At 45.1% G+C, this 20,776-nt stretch carries 20 protein-coding genes and 1 riboswitch; of the genes, 11 read left to right on the top strand and 9 right to left on the bottom strand.

From position 1 onward, the window contains the following. Positions 1–96: 96 nt before the first annotated feature. Positions 97–2,535 carry an ATP-dependent Clp protease ATP-binding subunit gene (locus EIH25_RS01435; RefSeq protein WP_243113062.1) on the top strand — a complete coding sequence of 813 codons (2,439 nt, stop codon included), beginning with the start codon at positions 97–99 and terminating at the stop codon, positions 2,533–2,535. Positions 2,536–2,722: 187 nt separating this feature from the next. Then, positions 2,723–3,673: a DegV family protein gene (locus EIH25_RS01430; RefSeq protein ID WP_347561927.1), complete on the top strand. Its 951-nt coding sequence runs from the start codon at positions 2,723–2,725 to the stop codon at positions 3,671–3,673. A gap of 116 nt (positions 3,674–3,789) precedes the next feature. On the opposite strand, the gene EIH25_RS01425 is transcribed toward EIH25_RS01430, so the two are convergent. Together EIH25_RS01425 and EIH25_RS01420 are read right to left on the bottom strand one after the other, a co-directional pair. Continuing rightward, on the bottom strand, positions 3,790–5,181 hold the full coding sequence (locus tag EIH25_RS01425) for a C40 family peptidase (protein WP_164489120.1): 1,392 nt from the start codon (positions 5,179–5,181) through the stop codon (positions 3,790–3,792). Positions 5,182–5,326: 145 nt separating this feature from the next. Continuing rightward, positions 5,327–5,833 (bottom strand): hypothetical protein, encoded by a 507-nt coding sequence (locus tag EIH25_RS01420; RefSeq protein ID WP_124098147.1) that lies wholly within the window; start codon positions 5,831–5,833, stop codon positions 5,327–5,329. A 148-nt stretch (positions 5,834–5,981) separates the two neighbouring features. Here EIH25_RS01420 and EIH25_RS12700 point away from each other — a divergent pair, with 148 nt between their 5' ends. Then, the gene (locus EIH25_RS12700) at positions 5,982–6,332 is read left to right on the top strand and encodes a helix-turn-helix transcriptional regulator (RefSeq protein ID WP_124098146.1); all 351 of its coding nucleotides are present in this window, start codon (positions 5,982–5,984) and stop codon (positions 6,330–6,332) included. Between the two features lie 140 nt (positions 6,333–6,472). Here EIH25_RS12700 and thiE read toward each other — a convergent pair whose 3' ends face one another. The 6 genes from thiE to thiD form a co-directional block, all read right to left on the bottom strand. Further along, positions 6,473–7,105, bottom strand: coding sequence for a thiamine phosphate synthase (gene thiE, locus EIH25_RS01410; RefSeq protein ID WP_124098145.1), 633 nt, complete (start codon positions 7,103–7,105; stop codon positions 6,473–6,475). Then, complete coding sequence (gene thiM / locus EIH25_RS01405; protein ID WP_124098144.1) at positions 7,095–7,907, bottom strand: hydroxyethylthiazole kinase; 813 nt, start codon at positions 7,905–7,907, stop codon at positions 7,095–7,097. The genes thiE and thiM overlap by 11 nt, the downstream gene beginning before the upstream one ends. Further along, positions 7,904–8,434, bottom strand: a complete 531-nt coding sequence (gene thiW / locus EIH25_RS01400) for an energy coupling factor transporter S component ThiW (protein ID WP_124098143.1) — start codon at positions 8,432–8,434, stop codon at positions 7,904–7,906. The genes thiM and thiW overlap by 4 nt, the downstream gene beginning before the upstream one ends. 395 nt (positions 8,435–8,829) lie before the next feature. Beyond that, a complete protein-coding gene (locus EIH25_RS01395) occupies positions 8,830–9,246 on the bottom strand; it encodes a DUF2185 domain-containing protein (RefSeq protein WP_243113061.1) in 417 nt (138 codons plus the stop codon). Positions 9,247–9,283: 37 nt separating this feature from the next. Beyond that, entirely contained in the window at positions 9,284–10,597 is a 1,314-nt protein-coding gene (thiC, locus tag EIH25_RS01390; RefSeq protein ID WP_124098141.1) for a phosphomethylpyrimidine synthase ThiC, read from the bottom strand. A gap of 2 nt (positions 10,598–10,599) precedes the next feature. Further along, complete coding sequence (gene thiD / locus EIH25_RS01385; RefSeq protein ID WP_124098140.1) at positions 10,600–11,397, bottom strand: bifunctional hydroxymethylpyrimidine kinase/phosphomethylpyrimidine kinase; 798 nt, start codon at positions 11,395–11,397, stop codon at positions 10,600–10,602. 95 nt (positions 11,398–11,492) lie between these two features. After that, positions 11,493–11,605: riboswitch (TPP riboswitch) on the bottom strand. A 436-nt stretch (positions 11,606–12,041) separates the two neighbouring features. Between thiD and EIH25_RS01380 the strand changes: the two genes are divergently transcribed. The 8 genes from EIH25_RS01380 (at position 12,042) to aroF (ending at position 19,985) form a co-directional block, all read left to right on the top strand. Then, positions 12,042–12,563 (top strand): AAA family ATPase, encoded by a 522-nt coding sequence (locus EIH25_RS01380; RefSeq protein WP_124098139.1) that lies wholly within the window; start codon positions 12,042–12,044, stop codon positions 12,561–12,563. A gap of 412 nt (positions 12,564–12,975) precedes the next feature. Then, a complete protein-coding gene (locus tag EIH25_RS01375) occupies positions 12,976–13,866 on the top strand; it encodes an LD-carboxypeptidase (protein WP_124098138.1) in 891 nt (296 codons plus the stop codon). Positions 13,867–14,031: 165 nt separating this feature from the next. Next, positions 14,032–14,343: a hypothetical protein gene (locus tag EIH25_RS01370; RefSeq protein WP_124098137.1), complete on the top strand. Its 312-nt coding sequence runs from the start codon at positions 14,032–14,034 to the stop codon at positions 14,341–14,343. A 74-nt stretch (positions 14,344–14,417) separates the two neighbouring features. After that, on the top strand, positions 14,418–15,875 hold the full coding sequence (proS, locus tag EIH25_RS01365) for a proline--tRNA ligase (protein WP_124098136.1): 1,458 nt from the start codon (positions 14,418–14,420) through the stop codon (positions 15,873–15,875). 154 nt (positions 15,876–16,029) lie between these two features. Then, positions 16,030–16,491, top strand: a complete 462-nt coding sequence (locus EIH25_RS01360) for a LytTR family DNA-binding domain-containing protein (protein WP_124098135.1) — start codon at positions 16,030–16,032, stop codon at positions 16,489–16,491. Next, entirely contained in the window at positions 16,481–17,197 is a 717-nt protein-coding gene (locus EIH25_RS01355) for a hypothetical protein (protein WP_124098134.1), read from the top strand. The genes EIH25_RS01360 and EIH25_RS01355 overlap by 11 nt, the downstream gene beginning before the upstream one ends. 218 nt (positions 17,198–17,415) lie before the next feature. Next, positions 17,416–18,705, top strand: a complete 1,290-nt coding sequence (locus tag EIH25_RS01350; protein ID WP_124098133.1) for an aminotransferase class I/II-fold pyridoxal phosphate-dependent enzyme — start codon at positions 17,416–17,418, stop codon at positions 18,703–18,705. A 263-nt stretch (positions 18,706–18,968) separates the two neighbouring features. After that, positions 18,969–19,985, top strand: a complete 1,017-nt coding sequence (gene aroF, locus EIH25_RS01345) for a 3-deoxy-7-phosphoheptulonate synthase (protein WP_124098132.1) — start codon at positions 18,969–18,971, stop codon at positions 19,983–19,985. A 93-nt stretch (positions 19,986–20,078) separates the two neighbouring features. On the opposite strand, the gene EIH25_RS01340 is transcribed toward aroF, so the two are convergent. Further along, complete coding sequence (locus EIH25_RS01340) at positions 20,079–20,759, bottom strand: hypothetical protein (protein ID WP_124098131.1); 681 nt, start codon at positions 20,757–20,759, stop codon at positions 20,079–20,081. Positions 20,760–20,776 lie beyond the last annotated feature (17 nt).

Here is a 20,776-nt window from a genome sequence, read left to right as displayed (position 1 = left end):
CGGATATTAAAGACATACCGGTTTTCAAGGTCTGTGCCGCACTATATACGCTGCTGAAATTTATTGACCGAATGTCTAAAAATCCGAAAAGCGTCAATGCTTACTATAATGGTAACTCATGTCAGGGCTGCCTATAACGAAAGGGTGATTTTTTTGTCTGCTGGCAATCACAGCTTTGAAATTGACAGGTTTACAAAAAAAGGACGGGATATTATCCGCGGCGCAGTCGTATGCGCCGGAAAGTGGGGGCACACCTATATAGGCTCGGAGCATATTCTGCTTTCAATAATGGAGGAGGGCGCTTCTACCGCCTGCGCCGTTCTTATCAAGCATTCCGTTACGACCGAGGCGGTAGAAAAGCAAATGCTCAGAATGATTGGCAGAGGTACGCCCTGCCGCCTTACTCAGAACGATTTTACTCCTACCGCGCTTACTATATTAAAAGGCGCCTGCAATCTGAGCGAAAGCTTCGGCGCAAAGCAAACCGGCTCCGAATACATTCTGGCGCTTATTCTCAGACAGTCCAACGCCTGTGCCGCCGAAATACTGCGTGAGCTTGACTGCAACCTTACCCGTATGTATGCCGACTGCACCTCCGCTGGAAACGACAGGACTGTTTTTATGGAACAGAACTATGTTAGGCTTAAAAATCTTGAAAGGTACGGGCGGGAGCTTACCAGAAAAGCCGCGTGCGAACAGTTTGACCCGGTCATAGCCAGAGAAAAGGAAACTCAGCGGATAATGGAAATACTATGCCGCCGCACCAAAAATAATCCTTGTCTTATAGGCGAGGCGGGAGTAGGAAAAACCGCGGTCGTAGAAGGGCTTGCGGCAAAGGTAATGCTGGGCGAGGTTCCCTCAGCGCTGTCCAAAAAAAGAATTTTTGCTCTGGATCTTACCCTGCTGCTGGCAGGAGCCAAATACCGCGGAGATTTTGAGGAGCGGCTGAAAAACTGCATGGACGAAGCGGAATCGGCAGGAAACGTTATCCTGTTTATTGACGAGATACACAATATTATGGGAGCCGGAGCCGCCGAGGGCGCAATAGATGCGGCAAATATCCTGAAGCCTCAGCTTGCGAGAGGAAAGCTTCAGATTATAGGCGCTACCACCTTTGAGGAATATAGGAAAAATATCGAAAAGGACAGCGCGATGGACCGTCGTTTTCAGACAGTCAAGATAGAGGAACCATCTTCTGAAAAAACCGTTGAGATACTTCAGGGAATATGCGGAAAATATGAAGAGCATCACAAGGTATCCGTTTCTGAGGACGTTATAAGACATATCGTAAGCCTTGCAAAGCGCTATGTTACCGACCGCTTTTTCCCCGACAAGGCGATCGACATTCTTGACGAAGCCTGCGCCTGCGCCAGAATCAACGCTTCGGCGGAAAGCTGCGGCAAGCGCAGCATATCCGAAATATTCAACGACTATGTGATCGGTAAGATCTCACGCGAGGATTATCTCAATGCAATTACGGGAAACGGAAACGAGAAAAAAACAGAGCTTACCAGATACGATGTAGAAAAAGTCGTTTCCAGACAGACCGGAATTCCCTGCTCCGCTCTGACTGAGGAGGAATCTCAGCTGCTGAAAAATCTTGAGCAGCTGCTAAAAAAGGACGTTACCGGTCAGGACCAGGCAGTAGAAAGGCTCTGCGCCGCGATCAGGCGCTGCCGCTCCGGACTTAAAGACGACGGCAGACCTATGGGCAGCTTTATCTTTATGGGTACAAGCGGCGTAGGGAAAAGCCAGCTGGCAAAATCCCTTGCCAAAGCGCTTTTTCACCGCGACGACGCCCTTATAAGAATAGATATGTCCGAATATATGGAACGTCATAACGTTTCAAAGCTTATAGGCGCGCCTCCCGGCTACGTCGGCTTTGAAAACGGAGGACAGCTTACCGAGGCAGTAAGAAAAAAGCCCTATTCGGTGCTTCTGCTTGACGAAATAGAAAAGGCTCACCCCGAGGTATTCAACCTGCTGCTGCAAATTACCGAGGACGGTTTTCTCACCGATTCGTCAGGACGGAAGGTATCATTTTCAAACGTTATTATAATAATGACCTCAAATATAGGCGTGAAAAAGCTGAAGGAAAAGAAGCAGCTTGGCTTTGCCGACGGAATTTCCGATACAGACGATTATGAAAGCATGAAAAAAGAACTGACGGCAGAACTGAAAAAATTTCTTTCTCCTGAGCTGCTGGGAAGGATCGACGAAACGATAGTATTTAACCGCCTCGGCAGAACTCAGCTCTGCGAGATCGCTTTAACTGAACTGGACAGTCTTAAAAAGCGGCTGAAAAGACTTGGATACGGCTTTGAATACGAAGACGATATACCTAAGGAGATCGCACGGCAAAGCGAAGGAAAATCCTCCGGAGCGCGCGAGGTAAGAAGAATAGTATGCTCAGAAATAGAAAATCTCGTCAGCGATCTGATAGTAAACGGAGCCTGTAAATCTTCATGCTTTTCCGTTGTTATCTGCGACGGAAAGTTTGCCGTAAAGGAACACGCTGTTAATCAGACGGTTTAATTTAAAAATTATTTACAATAATTTTGCGACAAATGTCAAAAAATCATTGAACATTCACAGTTCACTGTGTTATAATATTTTCATAATAAACGGCTGCTTCGGTATTTGCGAATACCAGCTTGAAACAGAAGCAGAATAAAAGCCAGGACAATCCCGTATAATAATTGTGCGGTATTACTCCGGATTTTTGCTTCTTAAAAATCCGGCAGCCGAAAAAGGAACGGAGGGCAGTCCGGCACAGTCGGTAAGCTGTGTAAAGGGCGTTGTTATGACTGAGAGAGAATATAAAATCTGCTGCGATTCAACCTGCGATCTGCCGGAGGAATATATAAAACAGTTTAAGGTTGAAATTTTCAGGCTTAATTTTGAAATAGACGGTAAATCATATAAGGACGGCGAGCTGCCTTTCAAGGACTTCTATAACAGAATGAGAAACGGAAGCTCTACCAAAACCGCTCAGATTCCGCCCGAGGTTTACAGAAATGAATTTGAAGCCGCTGTAAAAGACGGTTATGATGTTCTGTATCTCGGATTTTCCTCGGGACTCAGCGGAAGCTTTAACAGCTCCTGCATTGCGAGGGACGATGTCCTTGAAAAATACCCCGACGCTAAAATAATCTGCGTTGACAGTCTATGCGCCTCAACCGGCGAGGGTCTGCTGCTTTATAAAGCCTGCGAGAAAAAGGCGGAAGGATTGGGAATCGACGAGCTTGCCCGATGGCTTGAAAAAAACAAGCTGCATCTTTGCCATATGTTCACCGTAGACGATTTAAAATATCTTCACCGGGGAGGCAGAGTTTCAAAGGCTACCGCTGTCGCAGGCACGCTTCTCGGAATAAAGCCTGTTCTCCACGTTGACAACGAAGGCCGCCTTGTCCCTCTGGGGAAGGTAAGGGGAAGAAAGCAATCTCTGAACAAGCTGGTTGAAATGATGGAAGAACGAATTGACGGCTGGGATAATCCTGTCATTGCTATCTGTCAGGGCGACTGTATAGAGGACGCCGAATATGTCGCAGAGCTGGCAAGAAAAAAGCTCGGCAAAAAAACAAAGGTGATAATATCCTATACCGGAACGGTAATCGGCTCCCACTCGGGGCCGGGAACGCTGGCGCTGTTCTTTATGGGAGAAAAAAGATAAAAATACTGATTGCTGATATATCCGGTTCTGCTTGGAGTGCAGACCGGATTTTCTCGTTTACAGCAAAAAAGCGGCGGGAATGCTCCAGCCGCTTTGTATGTTTTTATTATGACAGCTTATTCAATCAGCCGCTTGATACAGGTGATGTTGTTATACTTGGAGAACGACGCGACGTTTGAAATAACTATTCCCGTATTGGTGTTCTCAGCATGCACCATTCTTCCGTCGCCTATATACATTGCAACGTGATATATCGACGAATATGAGCTGCCGCCGAAGAAAATAAGATCGCCCGGTTTCATATCGTCATAGTCCACCGATGTTCCGTAGTTAGCCTGTAATGACGCCTTATGAGGCAGAGATATACCTACCTGAGCGTATGACAGCATTACAAGTCCTGAGCAGTCGGTCTCGCCGAAGCTCGAACCTCCGAACACATAGCTTCCGCCTACCATGCTTTTGGCATAGCTTACAACTATGTCTATCTTGGTCTGGTTATAGGAGGAATCTCCGCCGCCGGAGGAACCTCCGGCAGTTGTGACAGGCTTTTGCTGCGTTGTTGCAGCAGGCTTCGCCGTTGTAGTCTGCTTCTGAGTCGTAGTAGTATCCTCCGGCTCGCCGCTGTCCTCTGGAACGGTTGTAACTGTGGTTTTCTTTGTGGTAGTGGCTTTATCCGTTCCGCTTCCGCTGTCAGCCTCAGCAGTAGTCTTCTTTGTAGAAGCAGCGCTGCTGGTTTTTGCTTCGGCGGAGCCAGAGGTTTTAACCGCGTCTCCGGAAACCTTGCTGTACTCGTCCGAAAGCTTGTCCGACTCGTTTTCATAGACGGATCTGTCGCTTTCAAGCTGTGATATTTTTTCGTCGTATTCCATCTGAAGCTTCAGCAGCTCCGCCTGTTCCTCTGACAGCGACTTCAATTGCTCCGAATACTCCTTGCTTTTAGCCTTAAGCCGCACGCTTTGATCCTCAAGCAGGGATCTCGTTTCTTCAATCTCGTCTTTCTGAGCCATAAGCGCCGAGATAACGTCGTTATCGTGTCCTGCCACCCGCTTCACAAGCTCCAGCCGCATAAGGACATCGTAAAAATCCGAGGAATTAACCAGAACGTCTGTATATGTATCGGTACCTGCGATATACATTACTCTCACACGCTCCATAAAATCGTTTACTCCCGACTTTATGGCTTCCTCCTGACTGCTGAGAGCATACTGGGTATCACGCATTTCTTCATCGAGAGCGACCATTTCGTCCTCGATCTCCTTTGTATGCTCCTCAACCGCCGTTATCTTCTCCTTAATGTTTTCTATTTTCTGACTGACTGCCTCAAGCTTTTGCTTTTCGCCGTTTATGGATTCGTCCGCAGCGGCGATTTTTTTATCCAGCTCTCTCTGCTCCTCCTCGATCTCCTTCAGCCTTTGCTGATAATCGGCGTTTTCGGGAGCGGCAGAAGTTGTAACCAAATTTTCACCATTTGAGACGCCTAGAACTGCGGCTGTTATCAAAACTGCCAAACATATTGCCGCAGCTTTCTTAATTCTGGGTAATATATACATAATCCGACTCCGATTTTTCAGGGTTGTTACTCTTTTGTAATATATTATATACCCAAAGCTTCCGTTTGTCAAGTACCGCCGAAAAAATACCTGATATCAACCGTCAGAATTTTATAACAACGTCTGCCTTTCTTATGAAGTGGGCAAAGCCAGTCTGTGAGAAAACCGTCAGCAGAAATACGTTATTCAGAAATATATATCCTGTAGAAAACGACATAATAATTACTGACAGATAGAACATAGCCAGATCAAGCATAAACCCTAAAAATAAATCGCAGTCGTCCAGTTTAAGCGTAAAACGCTTCCATATAAATTTGAAAAAAATAAACGTCATTTTAAACCATGTGATCAGAAACAAACCGATGATACCCAGCTGGCAAATAAGCTCCGTCAGCGGCATGAAATCCTCGGTATAATTGACAACCGCCGTCCATACGGCTCCGAATATATTTACGCATACAGGTTCCGTCACCCGCATAGTTTCACTGGTAAGCTCCTTAACTACTCGTTTCACAACAAAGCTGTTAAAAAAAGGCGACACCGCGGACAATACTCCGAAAATGAATATAAGCACATTGATCATAATTCTTTTCACTTTTTTCATTTTCAATGCGCATACCACCTTTTAGAGTTATTGAAACATATTTATACAATCAATCAGTTATATACATTTTATATTATACAGCTAAACAATAATAAAATCAATACCAAACAGTAATAATTTGATATAATTTTATACCAAAGCGAGGTGTTATTTCATGTTTAATTACCAGCGAATAAGAGATTTGCGTGAGGATAATGATTATACCCAAGGACAAATTGCAAAAATTCTCGGTATGCAGCAATCGCAGTATCAAAGATATGAAAGCGGAAGCCGTGAAATTCCTTTTCATCATGTAATATCCCTTGCAAAATTCTATAAGGTTTCACTGGACTACATTGCGGGGCTTACCAACGATAAAATAGGACTGACAAAATCTAACCTGAGTTCCGACGAAGCTCAGCTTATAAAAAATTTCCGAAGCATGGACGACCTGCACAAAGGCAGGCTTATAGAACATTCGGAAATGCTTAACAAACTATATCGGTCAAGACGGGGAACAGATTAAGCTTTTCCTGTAAATAATGCCTGCGTATTTTCTGAGTATTCCTGCTGCTTCAACAGGACTTTTGTCAGACATATAAATGATTTTAAACAATAAAACGCCTGCCGAACTAATTTCAATTCAGCAGGCGTTTTTCAGCGTCTTTATATATTATTTTCTGTCCAAAGCTTCTTTATTTCCTCTGCTGCCGCTCTTATATCAGGCTGCGCCACAATAGCGGAAATAACCGCTATTCCGTCAATTCCCATATTTTTGAATCCACCCAGTGTATTTTTATTTACTCCGCCGATTATAACAATCGGTATGTCGACCGCGGCTCTTATTTCCGCCAGCTGTTCTTTTGTAACGTGTCTGGCGTCGGTTTTCGTATCGGTAGGAAACATTGCTCCTACTCCTAGATAATCAGCTCCGTCGTTTACCGCCTGCAAGGCTTCCTCCTTGGTAGCCGCCGAAACGCCTATAAGCTTATCTCCCATCAGCTTCCTCAGTTCCCTGCACGGCAGATCGCTCTGACCCACATGAACTCCGGCGCAGTCTGCCGCGAGAGCAATGTCCGTACGGTCGTTGATTATCAGCGGAACGCTATAGCTGTCGGTTATCCGCTTTACTCTTAACGCAAGCTCGTAAAACTCACGGCTGGAGCAGTCCTTTTCCCTGAGCTGTACCACTGTCGCTCCGCCCCTGACTGCCTCCTCCACCGATTCTTCAATAGTTTTACAGGACATCAGCTCCCTGTCCGTACAGAGATAAAGCGTATAGTCGATCTTATTTCTCATCTGCCCTGATCCTTTCTGCGGCAAGCGCCCGGTCGATTTTACTTAGCGCGTCGATCACCGCAATGTGAAAGCTTCCCGTTCCAAGCTCTCCTGCCTTTTCGTAAGCAAGCTCTCCAGCTATTCCCATAGCGCAGATACCTGCCGCCGCCGCTGACAGCATATTGTCCGACGCTCCTGCAAAGGCTCCTACGATCCCGGACGTCATACAGCCTGTGCCGGTTACCTTGGAAAGCATCGGGTGTCCGTTTGAAATCCGTACAATCCGACTGCCGTCGCTTACAGTATCGACCGCTCCGGTTATTGCCGCGATACAGCCGTATTTTTCCGCCGCGTTCTTCGCCACCGAAGCGGAGTCGTTCTTCTCGTCCTCCGCAGAGGAATCAACGCCCTTTGTGGAAACCTCAAGCCCTGCCATAAAAGACATTTCGGAAAGATTTCCTCTTAAAATATCAACCCTTACATTCTCCATAACCGCCTTAGCGGTCTGGTTTCTGAAAGCCGACGCGCCCGCGCCTACAGGATCGAAAACAACGGGTATCCCCTTTTGATTCGCAGCCTTTCCCGCCGCCAGCATAGAAGCCACAGTGCGCTGATTGAGCGTTCCCATATTGATGACGAGAGCCGAGGCCACAGAAGCAATATCCGCGGCTTCGTTAATATCGTCCGCCATGATCGGCGAAGCGCCTATGGCAAGAACAGCGTTGGCGACGTCGTTTACGGTAACGTAATTTGTTATACAGTGAACAAGAGGGCACTTTTCTCTTACTGTATCGAACTGTCCGGCAATTTCTCCAACAATCATGCTTTGACCTCCCCTGCCGTTTTCCCTATTCCGAGAAATCCGTCGAATACCTTAGCCTTTTTCAGAGCTGTAACAATAAAAATCGCTAGAACCGTTCCGCCGGCACAGCTTACAAAGAACGGCAGAATATAACCGAACACAGCCGCCGCGTCGGAGCCGACGATATACTTTGCAACCGGAAAGGCCAGAAGTCCGCCAAGAACCGAGGTTCCGAAAAGCTCGCCGATATAAGCCGCAGGCAGCGCTTTTATGTACTTATACAGCAGACCCGCAAGCAGCGCTCCCACCATAGAACCGGGAAAAGCCAGAAGCGAACCGAGTCCCAGCAGATTTCTCAGCAGTGAAGCTGCAAAGGCTATGCCTACGCTCCATGCAGGTCCCAGAAATACCGCTCCGATTATGTTTACCAGATGCTGAACCGGCGCGCATTTCGACGCTCCTATAGGGAACGATATCAGCGACCCCGCGACTGCCAGAGCGGTAAGAACCGCTGCGAACGTAAGCTTGTGAATGTTTGTTTTTTTCATGATAGAAAACCTCCTGTACTCATGCGGCAGTCCGCCGGACACAAGCTAAATATCCAGCGACAGCGCGATACTGTACTGAAAATTGTACAGCAGCATGAAAATATAAAATATTTTCGGTCGGCGCTCGCTAGCGCCCTCTCACCCCGAAACACGGGTTCCCTCGCTGAATACTCTGTTTATACGGATAGGAGATTTCCGCAAAACCCCGTAAAACGCTCCTCATACGGGAAAAGTTATCACGCCGGACGGGCAAATTCCCCTCCCGCGTTTACTTTATGCGGAAAGGGAACTTATCAGCCCTTCCGCAGGAAAGAGAAAGATAGAATAATGATTATTAATGCCGCAGGGCAAACTGTCAAGCAAAGATAATCAACTATCGATTCTCCGTATATAACCTAGCCGACGCCGCTTTGCTTTTCCATAACGATCGGCTGAGTTCCGTCATCTGTTATAAATCTTCCGCCCTTTACCCTGATCAGACAGGTACCGACTGGGGAGTGAAGATACGGAATGATTTCCGGGTCATAGTTGCATACTGTATTAAGCGCGAACACATGGCAATTATTCGGATCATTTGAATACTCCTCATCTTCATCGCCTGCATATAAGCGCCAACCGCTGTCGGGATAATCCGAATTGGGCTTCTCTCTGTACATATATCCTGCCTTCCAGCCTTCCTTGGTAATTCTATCGGATACAATACAGACCTCACCGTTAGGTTCGTTCCATTCAATAAGCTTTTTTACCTTTATATTGATATACCCGTTGTCATCTTTCGCGTTTTTTTCCTGAACAAGCCCATTTATAATCACTCCATTATAAAACGCGTGCCCCGTGCATTTAGGGAATCTATTTTTCCGAACAGAATTTAACTTCCTTGCCCTCAAGAATCATATTGGTAGTTCTTACAGCGCACATTTTTCCGCACATTGAACAGGTATGACGGTCGGCAGGCGGAGTCTGTTCAAAAAATCTCTGAGCCTTTTCGGGATCAATCGCCAGCCTGAACATTTCGTCCCAGTCAACCTTGTGTCTTGCCTCCGCCATAGCATTGTCCCTGTCCATAGCGTGAGGGATACCCTTTGCAATATCAGCGGCATGAGCGGCGATTTTGCTTGCCATGATCCCCTCCTTAACGTCGTCGGCGTCGGGAAGCCTTAAATGCTCGGCAGGAGTTACATAGCAAAGGAAGTCCGCTCCGCTTGCCGCCGCTATAGCTCCGCCTATAGCCGAAGTTATATGGTCGTAGCCCGGGGCGATATCAGTAACCAGCGGTCCGAGAACGTAAAAGGGAGCGTTGTGGCAAATCCTCTTCTGAAGCTTCATATTGGCCGCGATCTGATCCATAGCCATATGACCGGGACCCTCGACCATTACCTGAACGTCCCTTTCCCACGCTCTTGCCGTCAGATTACCAAGCTCTATAAGCTCAGATATCTGACCCGCGTCGGTAGCGTCCGCAAGACAGCCGGGACGGAGAGCGTCGCCCAGCGAAATAGTTACGTCATATTCCCTAAGTATATCCAGCACCTGATCGTAATACTCGAAAAACGGATTTTCATTTCCCGTCATCATCATCCAGGCAAACAGCAGCGAGCCGCCTCGGGAAACAATATTCATTTTTCTGCCCTCACGCCTGAACGCCTCCACCGCGCGGCGGTTTATTCCTGCGTGAATAGTCATGAAATCTACGCCCTCCTCAGCATGAGCGCGCACCACCTTCAGAAAATCCTCAGCGGTTATTTCAAGCAGATCCTTATCCAGATATCCTATGGCGTCGTACATTGGAACGGTTCCTATCATTGCAGGCGATTTAGCGATAAGCTCGGTTCTGAACTTATTGGTCTTTCCGTAATTTGAAAGATCCATGATCGCTTCCGCCCCGAATTTCAGAGCCATATCAACCTTTTTCATTTCTAGGTCGTAATCCTTGGCGTCGCCTGATATTCCAAGGTTTACGTTTATCTTTGTCTTCATTCCCGTTCCGATTCCCTCGGCTGACAGCGACTTATGATTGATATTCGCCGGAATACATACCTCGCCCTTTGCAACAAGCTCCATAAGTCTGTTGACGTCCATATATTCCTTGCCGGCGACAGTCTGCATTTCAGGAGTAACGATTCCTTTCTTTGCCGCTTCCATCTGAGTTGCGTAATTTCTCATGATCAAAGTCCTTTCATATTATAATACTCATAAAAATGATTTACCGGTCCGTTTCCTTTGCCCACGCTGAAGGAATTGCGTATCGCTTCGGTAAGATAGATCTTAGCGGTATGGACCGCTGTGATAATGTCATCTCCCCGCGCAAGCCTGGCAGTTATCGCCGAAGACAGCGTACAGCCTGTTCCATGGGTGTTCCTTGAAGCTATTCTTTCATGAGAAAAGCTGTGAAAATTCTCCCCGTCGTACAAAATATCCGTCGCCTCCTCAGTAAGATGTCCGCCCTTTACAAGAACGTTATCAGCTCCTAAATCATGTATCCTTACCGCCGCCTTCTGCATATCGCCGACAGTTTCTATCTTCATGCCGGAGAGAACCTCGGCTTCAGGTATATTCGGGGTAAGCACAAAGCTCAGCGGTATGATCTCGTTTACCAGAGCGTCAAGGGAGTCGCTTTTCAGCAGAGCTCCGCCGCTTGTGGCAACCATCACAGGGTCTATTACCGCAAAGCGCGGCTTGTATTCTTTAAGCTTTTCCGCGACAGTTTTCATTATATCCGCGTTTGAAAGCATTCCTATTTTTACTCCGTCCACCTGGATATCTTCAAAAACAGCGTCTATCTGATCGGCGATAATACCGCAGTCGATATCCTGAATTGAAATGACCCTCGACGTATTTTCGGCAACCACCGAAGTAACAACGCTCATTCCAAACGTTCCCATTGCAGAAAACGCTTTAAGATCGGCCTGTATTCCCGCCCCTCCGGAGCAGTCGGAGCCGGCTATGGCAAGACAGTTTTTCATACTAATATCTCCTTTCGGCTGCCAGATATTCTCTGATAATGTACAGCATAACAAAAAAGAACTCCCATTATCCGAAAGTCCTTATACAAACGCGCTAAGTACGCCTTTTTGCTTCCCTACAATGGTATTAACCAACAGGTTCAAAGGGTCAGGTTCTACCTTCTCAACTCGGCAGCCTTAACAGGCGCCAGTCCCCCTGCAAATCTGATTATTCACTTTTTATACAGTATATCATCTTTTTCTGCAAAAGTCAAGTTCATAGCCTGATGTTTTGCAGAAAACATTGCAGTACTCGACAAACTGCTTTTTTCTCCCTGAAGCACTTGCATTTAAACTCAAACAGTGATATAATAAAAAATAGTATTATACTTTTTAACGGTACAACGAGTAAAACACCTTAAACCCGTATAAATGCTTAATTTTTTATAAATACAAGTGTGACTTCAAACGCCTGAAATAGCATTTTGACGCTTTTTTGCCACCCTGACTCAATAAGCCGATATAAAACGATACGGGCAGATATAAGGGGATACCATGCTATGTAGGAAGCTGGGTTATAGTAGAAAATTTCATATATAAGCGCTAAAATATGAGCATACAAATCGACAAAACATAATTGGGCGGATAGATTAAGGAGGTACATTGTGGAGACCGGAATACTTGTGTGCGGTTTAAATGGTGCAGGAAAAAGCACATTTGGAAAAGCACTTGCTGAAAAACTAAAATTCCATTTTATTGATAACGAAGATTTGTATTTCCCCAAAACAGATAAGAATTACCTTTTTGCTAATCCTCGAACAAGAGAGGAAGCAAAATCTTTATTACTACATGATATAGTACATTATAAAAACTTTGTGTTTTCTTCTATAAAGGGAGATTACGGAACGGAAGTTTATTCGCTTTTTCAATATGCAATATTAATCGAAGTACCTAAGGATATAAGAATGCAGAGAGTTAAAAATCGTTCTTATGAAAAATTTGGAGATAGAATGGAACCCGGTGGGGATTTATACGAACGAGAAAAAAGTTTTTTTGACATGGTAAAAAACAGAAAAGAAAACACAGTAGAAGAATGGATACAATGTTTAAAATGTCCTATTATAAGAATAGATGGTACTAAATCAATCGAAGAAAATATAGAATTTGTTTTACGTGAAATGAAATGATAGCTTCCCATTTACATAAGAGCTTAGGATATTCCCAACGAACAAAAATCTCTATTTCTGTCACAGGCAAAAACGAGTATTTTTTACGGAAAGGGTACCCTTTTCCAATGCTTGCTATGGAACTTTTTACAAACGAATTTATGTGGAGATACGGCAGGATATATAGAGATACGGGAAAACCCTTATAAATCAAGGCTTTTCCTCACTTCTATAAACACTTGCAAGAAGTTATAAGACGATTTCCGTCTATAAAATCAATAAAAAATTGTAGAACGGTCTGTTTGTCTGGACGAGAATGATTGTTTATTACTCTCCCCAGCTTTTGGGATGAATTAGAAAATCGGCATGGTTTGTGATAAAATGATACTGTTAAACTAAGATTGTATTTTATGTTGAGAAAGCAGGCGATTATATGCGGGCGGATAAATTGAGCATAGGCGATACAATTGGTATTATTTCACCAAGCCATATTGCTTCAATTAGCAGCTACGCGGAGATTATTTCTGGAATAGAAGCGAAAGGTTTTCGAGTGAAAACCGGCTCTAACCTGTTCAAAGACACATATGGTTACGCAGCGAGCGAAGCAGAACGCGCAGATGACTTGAATCAAATGATTCTTGACGACGAGGTAAAGCTGATTTTTTTCGGAGGCGGCTATGGAAGTATTGAGTTGCTACCCCTTATCAATTATGAAAATATAAAGAAAAATCCAAAATTGTTTTTGAGCTACAGCGACGGAACTTCTATCCTCAACGCGATTTATTCAAAGACAGGCTTAATCACCTATTATGGGCAATCGCCAGGCCATTTCGCCGAGTTGCAGGACTACACCTATGAACAGTTTTCATCACATCTTATCAATAAGAATACGGGGCATTTTGTCAGCAACAGTAAATGGTATTCTTTAAAAAACGGGGTTTGCAACGGTATTTTGATTGGCGGTTATACATGGAATTTTGCACTTTCTGTAAACAGCGAATATTTGCGTATTGATAAGAGCAAAAAATATATCCTTTTTTTGGAAGACCGTGAAGAATTCAGTTGTTTAGCCGCGGTAAGTATGCTCATATCGCATATTGAACAAAGCGGCTTTATAGAAAATGTAGTTGGTTTGCTTTTTGGGAATTATTCAGATACGCTTTCTACTCAGCTTCTTGAAAGGTTAAGTAGATTCGGTGAATATCACAATGTGCCAGTTGCCTATTGTGATGATTTTGGACATGGGAAAAATCATGCGATCCTACCAGTAGGCAGTCAGGCTATACTGGATACCAACAATAACTCTTTGAAGTTTATTGACTAAAAATGCGCTTATAAAAGCTTGTAAGACGTTTTGAGAGTTTTTAATCAATAAAAAACGTATATCCGCAAACATACAACTGCCGACTGTAAATTTGCGTCTGAAGCAGATGACTGTAGCGGGCTGTTGTATTTCAGAAACGATAATGCTTAAAAAGGAGTGAGCGGCTTGAATAAGGAGCTTGTTGATATACTGATACAGCTATTCATAGGCTGTGCGGTTATTATGACGCTTATTGCAGTCGTGTGTATCCTGACGCCGAAAATAGCCGCGCGTATTATCAAGCGTTATCCCAAGCTCGGCAGCAGTCCCGAAAGGGTGGAGGAAAATGATAACGCCGGGACAGAGCCTTCGGTCAAAGGCCCTTACGACGCCCAGCATGAGGATTACGACCTGAATTATAAAATATACAATAAGGACATTTATGCGGTCAATTTCAAGCGAAGCGAAAAAAATAACGGCGATACAAAAAAAGACTGACAGGCTTCCGCCTGCTTTATCCGCGAGGCGCTTGAATATATGCGCTTATTTGAAATAAGAAAGAGGTTTTTTTAATGGCTAAGGACAAAAAATTAGTTGACGCGATAACTTCAATGGATGAGGATTTTGCAAAATGGTATACCGATATATGCAAAAAGGCTGAGCTTATAGAATACACAAGCGTTAAAGGCTGTATGGTAATCCGTCCCTACGGCTATGCTATATGGGAAAATATTCAGAGGATACTTGACGGTATGTTCAAGGCTACGGGACATGAAAACGTTTGTATGCCTATGTTTATTCCGGAAAGCCTGCTTAATAAGGAAAAGGATCACGTTGAGGGCTTCGCGCCGGAGGTTGCCTGGGTAACTCACGGCGGAAGCGAAAAGCTTGAAGAGCGTCTGTGCGTACGCCCTACCTCCGAAACGCTTTTCTGCGAGCACTATGCAAATATTATCCATTCCTACAGAGACCTGCCCAAGCTCTACAACCAGTGGGTTTCGGTCGTAAGATGGGAAAAGACTACCCGTCCTTTCCTGCGTTCAAGAGAATTTCTGTGGCAGGAGGGGCATACTATTCATGCAACCGCCGAGGAAGCCGTTGAGGAAACGGAGCGTATGCTTAACGTTTACGCGGATTTCTGCGAAAAATATCTTGCAATGCCCGTTATAAAGGGCAGAAAGACCGATTCAGACAAATTCGCGGGTGCTGAGGCCACATATGCCATCGAAGCTCTTATGCACGACGGAAAGGCTTTGCAGGCTGGAACCTCACATTACTTCGGCGACGGCTTTGCAAGAGCTTTCGGGATACAGTACGCCAACAAGGAAAATAAGCTGCAGTATCCTCATCAGACCAGCTGGGGAGTAACCACCCGTCTTATAGGCGCGATTATCATGACTCACGGCGACGACAACGGTCTTCTGCTTCCTCCCGCTGTCGCTCCGGTTCAGGCTGTTATAGTTCCTGTCGCTCAGCACAAAAAGGGCGTTCTTGACAAAGCGAACGAGCTTTACGAAAAGCTGAAAGCAAACGGTATAAGAGTCAAGCTTGACGATTCCGACAACTCTCCGGGCTGGAAGTTCGCTGAATACGAAATGAAGGGCGTTCCCCTCAGGGTTGAAATAGGCCCTAAGGATATTGAGAATAACCAGTGCGTAATAGCTACACGGTATAACGGAGAAAAAACCGCCGTTTCTCTTGAAAATATGCTTGAAACCTTTAAGGATAAGGTGACTGAGCTGCTGGAAAGGGAAATTCCTCAGGGAATGCTTGCCAAGGCTCTGGAAAACAGAAGAAATAAGACCTATCAGTGCAGGACTATGGAAGAAATAAAAGCGGTGCTTGAGGAAAATGGCGACGGCTTTGTAGAGGCTATGTGGTGCGGAGAAGAGGAATGTGAGGACAAGGTAAAGGAAATTACCGGCGTAGGCTCAAGATGTATTCCCTTTGAACAGCATGAGCTCTCAGACAAATGCGTATGCTGCGGAAAACCCGCGAAGAAAATGGTGCTTTGGGGCAAGGCTTATTAAAGAACGCCGCGCCGTTTCAGATCGGATACGAGGTCTGAAACGGCGTTTGCTTTTATAACATTACCTGTTGCAGCGCAAATTCGCCCTGTCGCATGATTTTTATTTACAAAACAGCGGTCGGCGTATTATAATAAAATTGCGGGGAGGCGGTAAGGTGAAGATCAGAATCGTGATAGACAGCAGTTTTGAGGAGGACGAGGTAGTTATCAGATGCAGAGAGCTGAATGAAAATATCAGGGAGCTTCAAAAGGCGGTCAGCGGCGTATCGGACGGACTGAAAATGGTATTTTACAAAAGGCAGACCGAATATTTCATGCCGCTTGACAGTATTCTGTTTTTTGAAACATCCCCCGGCAGGATTGACGCCCATACGACGTCCGACGTATTTCAGATAAAGCATAAGCTTTACGAGCTGGAGGAAATTCTGCCGATACAGTTCATAAGAGCTTCAAAATCCGCAATTCTGAATATTAATCATATTTATTCCATTGAAAAGAACCTTACGTCTTCCAGTCTGGTAAAATTCAGGAATACTCATAAGCAGGTGTATGTATCAAGAAATTACTACAAGGCTTTGAGGATCCGCATAAGCGAAAGGAGAAATTATGAAGAATAGAAGTTTTTTCTGGGGAACGTTTTTTATACTGGCCGCCGCTCTTATAATACTTAACGCGCTTGATCTGCTGATAGGAGTAAGCCTTGTAAGCCTTATAATCACGCTGCTTCTGATACCCCTGATAGTAAAAAGCGTAAGATATGCCAGCTTTTCCGGAATACTATTTCCGCTGGCCGTTATAGCTATCCTGTTCAGCGAACAACTCGGCATTGAAAAGCTTACGCCATGGCCGGTTCTGGGAATAGCTCTTTTCCTGAGCATAGGCTTGTCTCTGCTTTTTCCTAAAAAATATAAATGGTATAAAAAATACAACGACGCGCACGTTATCCCTGCAAATGAGTTCGGCAGCGGCAACAGCGAAGTTTCAGACGGAAGCGAAATAAACATCGAAGCAAAATTCAGCGGCTGCATAAGATATATAAATTCCGACTGCTTAAAAAAAGTGAACGTAAACAGCCGGTTTGCCGGAGTTAAGCTTTATTTCGACAACGCCGTCATCGACGGAAGCTCAGCGGAGCTTGATCTGAACACTGACTTTGCAGGAGTTGTTATTTACGTTCCCAAAACCTGGACTGTAATAAACAAAGTAGATTTCTCAATGGGAGGAATGGAGGAAAAGGGCGTCAGAATACAAGGCGGCGAGGAAAAAACGCTTATAGTCAAAGGAAGAATAAGCTTCGGCGGTCTTACCGTCCATTACATCTGAGAAGTTTTGTCTTTTGAAGCTCAGGCTGTGAACGTCACGAATTACTATTATGAAAATTGCCCATTTATACAGTGTAAAATCTAAGTAATATGTGTAAAATCATGATTTTTTGCAGGATTGCCAAAAACAACTTGCAAAATTGTTTGTAAAGGTATACAATAATACATGATGAAATATAATACAGATTATAATTTATAAATGGTATGGAGGATTATTTTATGCTGCTATCTGAAATGAGCAAGGAACAACTGGAAAAATTCAAAGCTGAAACTCAGGCTGAATACGACGGCTACAAGGAAAAAGGTCTTTCCCTTAATATGGAGAGAGGCAAGCCCTCGTCCGCGCAGCTTGACCTTGCCATGAAAATGCTCGCCGCTGTCAACAGCTATGACGCTGATTACAAAGCTTCCGACGGAACCGACTGCCGCAATTACGGCGGACTGGACGGAATCATCGACGCCAAGAATCTTTTCTCGCCTATGCTGGGCGTTTCAAACGATGAGCTTATTATCTGCGGAAACTCCAGCCTGAATATTATGTACGATATGATAGCTAGATGTATCATATTCGGAGTTGACGGAGTTCACAAGCCATGGAAGGATTACGATAAGATCAAATGGCTGTGTCCTGTTCCCGGATACGACAGGCATTTCGCAATCTGCGAAAGCTTCGGAATCGAAATGATACCCGTTCCCCTTAAAGAGGACGGCCCCGATATGGATATGATCGAAAAGCTGGTTGCAGAAGACGATACCATCAAGGGTATCTGGTGCGTCCCTATGTACTCCAATCCTACCGGAATCACATATTCTGACGAAGTTGTAAAACGCTTTGCCGCTCTTAATCCAAAGGCTGAGGATTTCAGGATTTTCTGGGACAACGCTTACTGCATACATCACCTGACCAAAACTCCAGACAAGCTTCTCAACATTCTTGACGAGTGCAAGAAAACAGGCCGCGAGGATATGGTCTATATGTTTGCTTCAACCTCAAAGATCACCTTTGCCGGAGGCGGAATCGCCGTTATGGCAGCTTCAAAGAAAAACGTTGATTACATCAAATCGCTCATGACTATCCAGACCATCGGCTACGACAAGATCAATCAGCTTCGTCACGCCAAGTTCTTCGGAAACTACGAGGGGCTTATGGCTCACATGGAAAAGCACAGAGAAATAATCGCTCCCCGCTTTGAAGCAGTTCTCAGCGCGTTAAGCAAAGAGATAGCTCCACTCGGAATCGGTTCATGGCATAATCCTAACGGAGGTTACTTTATCAGCTTTGATTCAATGGACGGATGCGCCAAGAGAATCGTAGCTCTCTGCAAGGAAGCCGGAGTTGCGCTTACTCCTGCCGGCGCGGCGTTCCCCTACAGAAATGATCCAAGGGATCGCAATATAAGGATCGCGCCTACCTTCCCGCCTATCGAAGAAATCAAAGAGGCTATGAAAGTTTTCGTATGCGCGGTTAAGCTTGCAAGCGCGGAAAAGCTGCTTGCCGATATGAAATAAGCGCTGATAACATATTACACAAAACTGATACTGCTGCCGGGCGGTATCAGTTTTATTTTGAGCAAAAATTTATACTGCCTTTTATTGACTTTTTACACGACTGCTCAATAGTCATAATACACATATAAACGTTTTTTATTTTACGCGGATTTATTAAAAATGCTGTTGACAATCACAAAAAAATACTGTATACTTTAATACATAAAAGCTTAAAAGCATAAAAAGATAAAAGCTTTAAATCGCAGCATTAAGGAGTAAATATTATGATAGTTATTCTTAATTCAACCGCTACAAAGGACAACGTTCAGGAGCTTATAGCCGGACTTCACGAAAAAGGTCTTAAAACCAATCTCAGCGAGGGCTCGCATACTACGATCGTCGGAATCATCGGCGATACGACAAAAATTGATATCGACACGCTCAAGGGCTCGTCTTTTGTAGAGGACGTAAAGCGCGTATCTGAACCGTATAAGGCCGCCAACCGCAAAATGCACCCGACGGATTCCATGATCAAGGTAACGGACAAGGTTACTGTAGGAGAGGGCATATTCAACGTTATAGCAGGTCCCTGCTCCGTTGAAACCGAGGAACAGATCATCGAGGTCGCCAAAGACGTAAAGGCAAGCGGCGCGACCTTGCTGAGAGGCGGAGCCTTCAAGCCCAGAACCTCGCCGTATTCATTCCAGGGACTCGAAGGAGAGGGATTGAAGCTTCTGCTTGAAGCCAAGAAGGAAACAGGACTTCCTATCGTAACCGAGATAATGAATCTGGTTCACATTGATATGTTCAGCGACGTGGACGTTATTCAGGTAGGCGCGAGAAATATGCAGAATTTCGACCTGCTGAAGGTTCTCGGCAAATGCAGCAAGCCTATTCTGCTGAAAAGAGGGCTTGCCAATACGATCGAGGAATGGCTTATGAGCGCCGAATACATTATGGCAGGAGGAAATCCCAACGTCATTCTCTGCGAGCGGGGAATAAGAACCTTTGAAACCTCAACCCGCAATACGCTTGATATATCAGCGGTTCCGATGCTTAAAAAGCTTACTCACCTGCCGGTTATAATAGACCCAAGCCACGCTACCGGTCTTTCATGGATGGTAGCTCCTCTTGCCAAAACCGCAGTTGCCGCCGGAGCCGACGGACTTATGATTGAAGTTCACAACAACCCTGCAAAGGCGCTCTGCGACGGAGCACAGTCCCTTGATCCGCAGCAGTTCGACGAGCTGATGAACGATATTAAACGCAGAGTTGAATTTGAGGGCAAAACCTTAGGGTAATCTGATAATAATACCCGCGCCTTAAAACAGAATTAAGGCCGCATAACTAAAGATCCGTTTCGGAACAGAAATCAGCTGCCGAAACGGATCTTTTTATTCGTCAATATATTTTTCAACTGTATTCTCAATGCTTTCAACACTGTTTTTTTCGGTTATTTCAACCTTATAGGAATATTGCTTGTCCTCTCCGTTTTCCCTTACGCCGGTAGTTTCAATAAAATACTGAAGCTCGTCGCCGCTGAAAAAATATTCCGCCGAAAATCCGATGACCTCTCCGCTCTCAGCCTCCGCGCCGATTTTTTCCGCGTCGTATATATGGGTTATATGCGTTATCCCGTTCTCCTCGGTTACCTCGGCCTGCGTTACCGCTGCCGGAGCGAAAAGTATCAGCCCTTCGTCAGCCTGAGGATGAGTGGCGTCACGGGTATAAAGGTTAAAGTCATTGTCGCCTTTCTGAACATGGCTGTACTCTCCGTTTTCATAGGAAAAACACTCGGCTCCGTTATGGAACTGGGCGTACTCAGAGCTTTCGCTTTTTCCCTCATAGGAATACATAAGTATATCCTTTTCATCATATTTGAAAGTAAAGGTCTGTTCAACCTCTCCGGTATCGGTATTGGTCATAACGACTCTGGCGCTGTCAAGAGCCTTGTATTCCTCTCTTGCCTTTTTTATCAGATCCTCTCCCTCAACGCTGGGAGCAAAAGAACACGAGGAAAAAATCAAAGCCGCCGTCGCCGCCGAAGCAAATATTCTAAACCTCCTGAATCTCATAGCACTTCTCCGCATAA

It is taken from the genome of Ruminococcus sp. Marseille-P6503 (genome assembly GCF_900604945.1).
GTDB lineage: Bacteria > Bacillota > Clostridia > Oscillospirales > Ruminococcaceae > FB2012.
This window is presented reverse-complemented; position numbering and strand designations above follow the sequence as displayed.

Coding starts and splice junctions, on each gene's coding strand:
- EIH25_RS01435 (WP_243113062.1), top strand. CDS start 97: ATGCTTACTATAATGGTAACTCATGTCAGGGCTGCCTATAACGAAAGG.
- EIH25_RS12700 (WP_124098146.1), top strand. CDS start 5,982: ATGTTTAATTACCAGCGAATAAGAGATTTGCGTGAGGATAATGATTAT.
- thiE (WP_124098145.1), bottom strand. CDS start 7,105: ATGAGAAATAAGATCGACTATACGCTTTATCTCTGTACGGACAGGGAG.
- thiM (WP_124098144.1), bottom strand. CDS start 7,907: ATGATTGTTGGAGAAATTGCCGGACAGTTCGATACAGTAAGAGAAAAG.
- thiW (WP_124098143.1), bottom strand. CDS start 8,434: ATGAAAAAAACAAACATTCACAAGCTTACGTTCGCAGCGGTTCTTACC.
- thiC (WP_124098141.1), bottom strand. CDS start 10,597: ATGAGAAATTACGCAACTCAGATGGAAGCGGCAAAGAAAGGAATCGTT.
- thiD (WP_124098140.1), bottom strand. CDS start 11,397: ATGAAAAACTGTCTTGCCATAGCCGGCTCCGACTGCTCCGGAGGGGCG.
- EIH25_RS01375 (WP_124098138.1), top strand. CDS start 12,976: ATGCGGGCGGATAAATTGAGCATAGGCGATACAATTGGTATTATTTCA.
- proS (WP_124098136.1), top strand. CDS start 14,418: ATGGCTAAGGACAAAAAATTAGTTGACGCGATAACTTCAATGGATGAG.
- EIH25_RS01355 (WP_124098134.1), top strand. CDS start 16,481: ATGAAGAATAGAAGTTTTTTCTGGGGAACGTTTTTTATACTGGCCGCC.
- EIH25_RS01350 (WP_124098133.1), top strand. CDS start 17,416: ATGCTGCTATCTGAAATGAGCAAGGAACAACTGGAAAAATTCAAAGCT.
- aroF (WP_124098132.1), top strand. CDS start 18,969: ATGATAGTTATTCTTAATTCAACCGCTACAAAGGACAACGTTCAGGAG.
- EIH25_RS01340 (WP_124098131.1), bottom strand. CDS start 20,759: ATGAGATTCAGGAGGTTTAGAATATTTGCTTCGGCGGCGACGGCGGCT.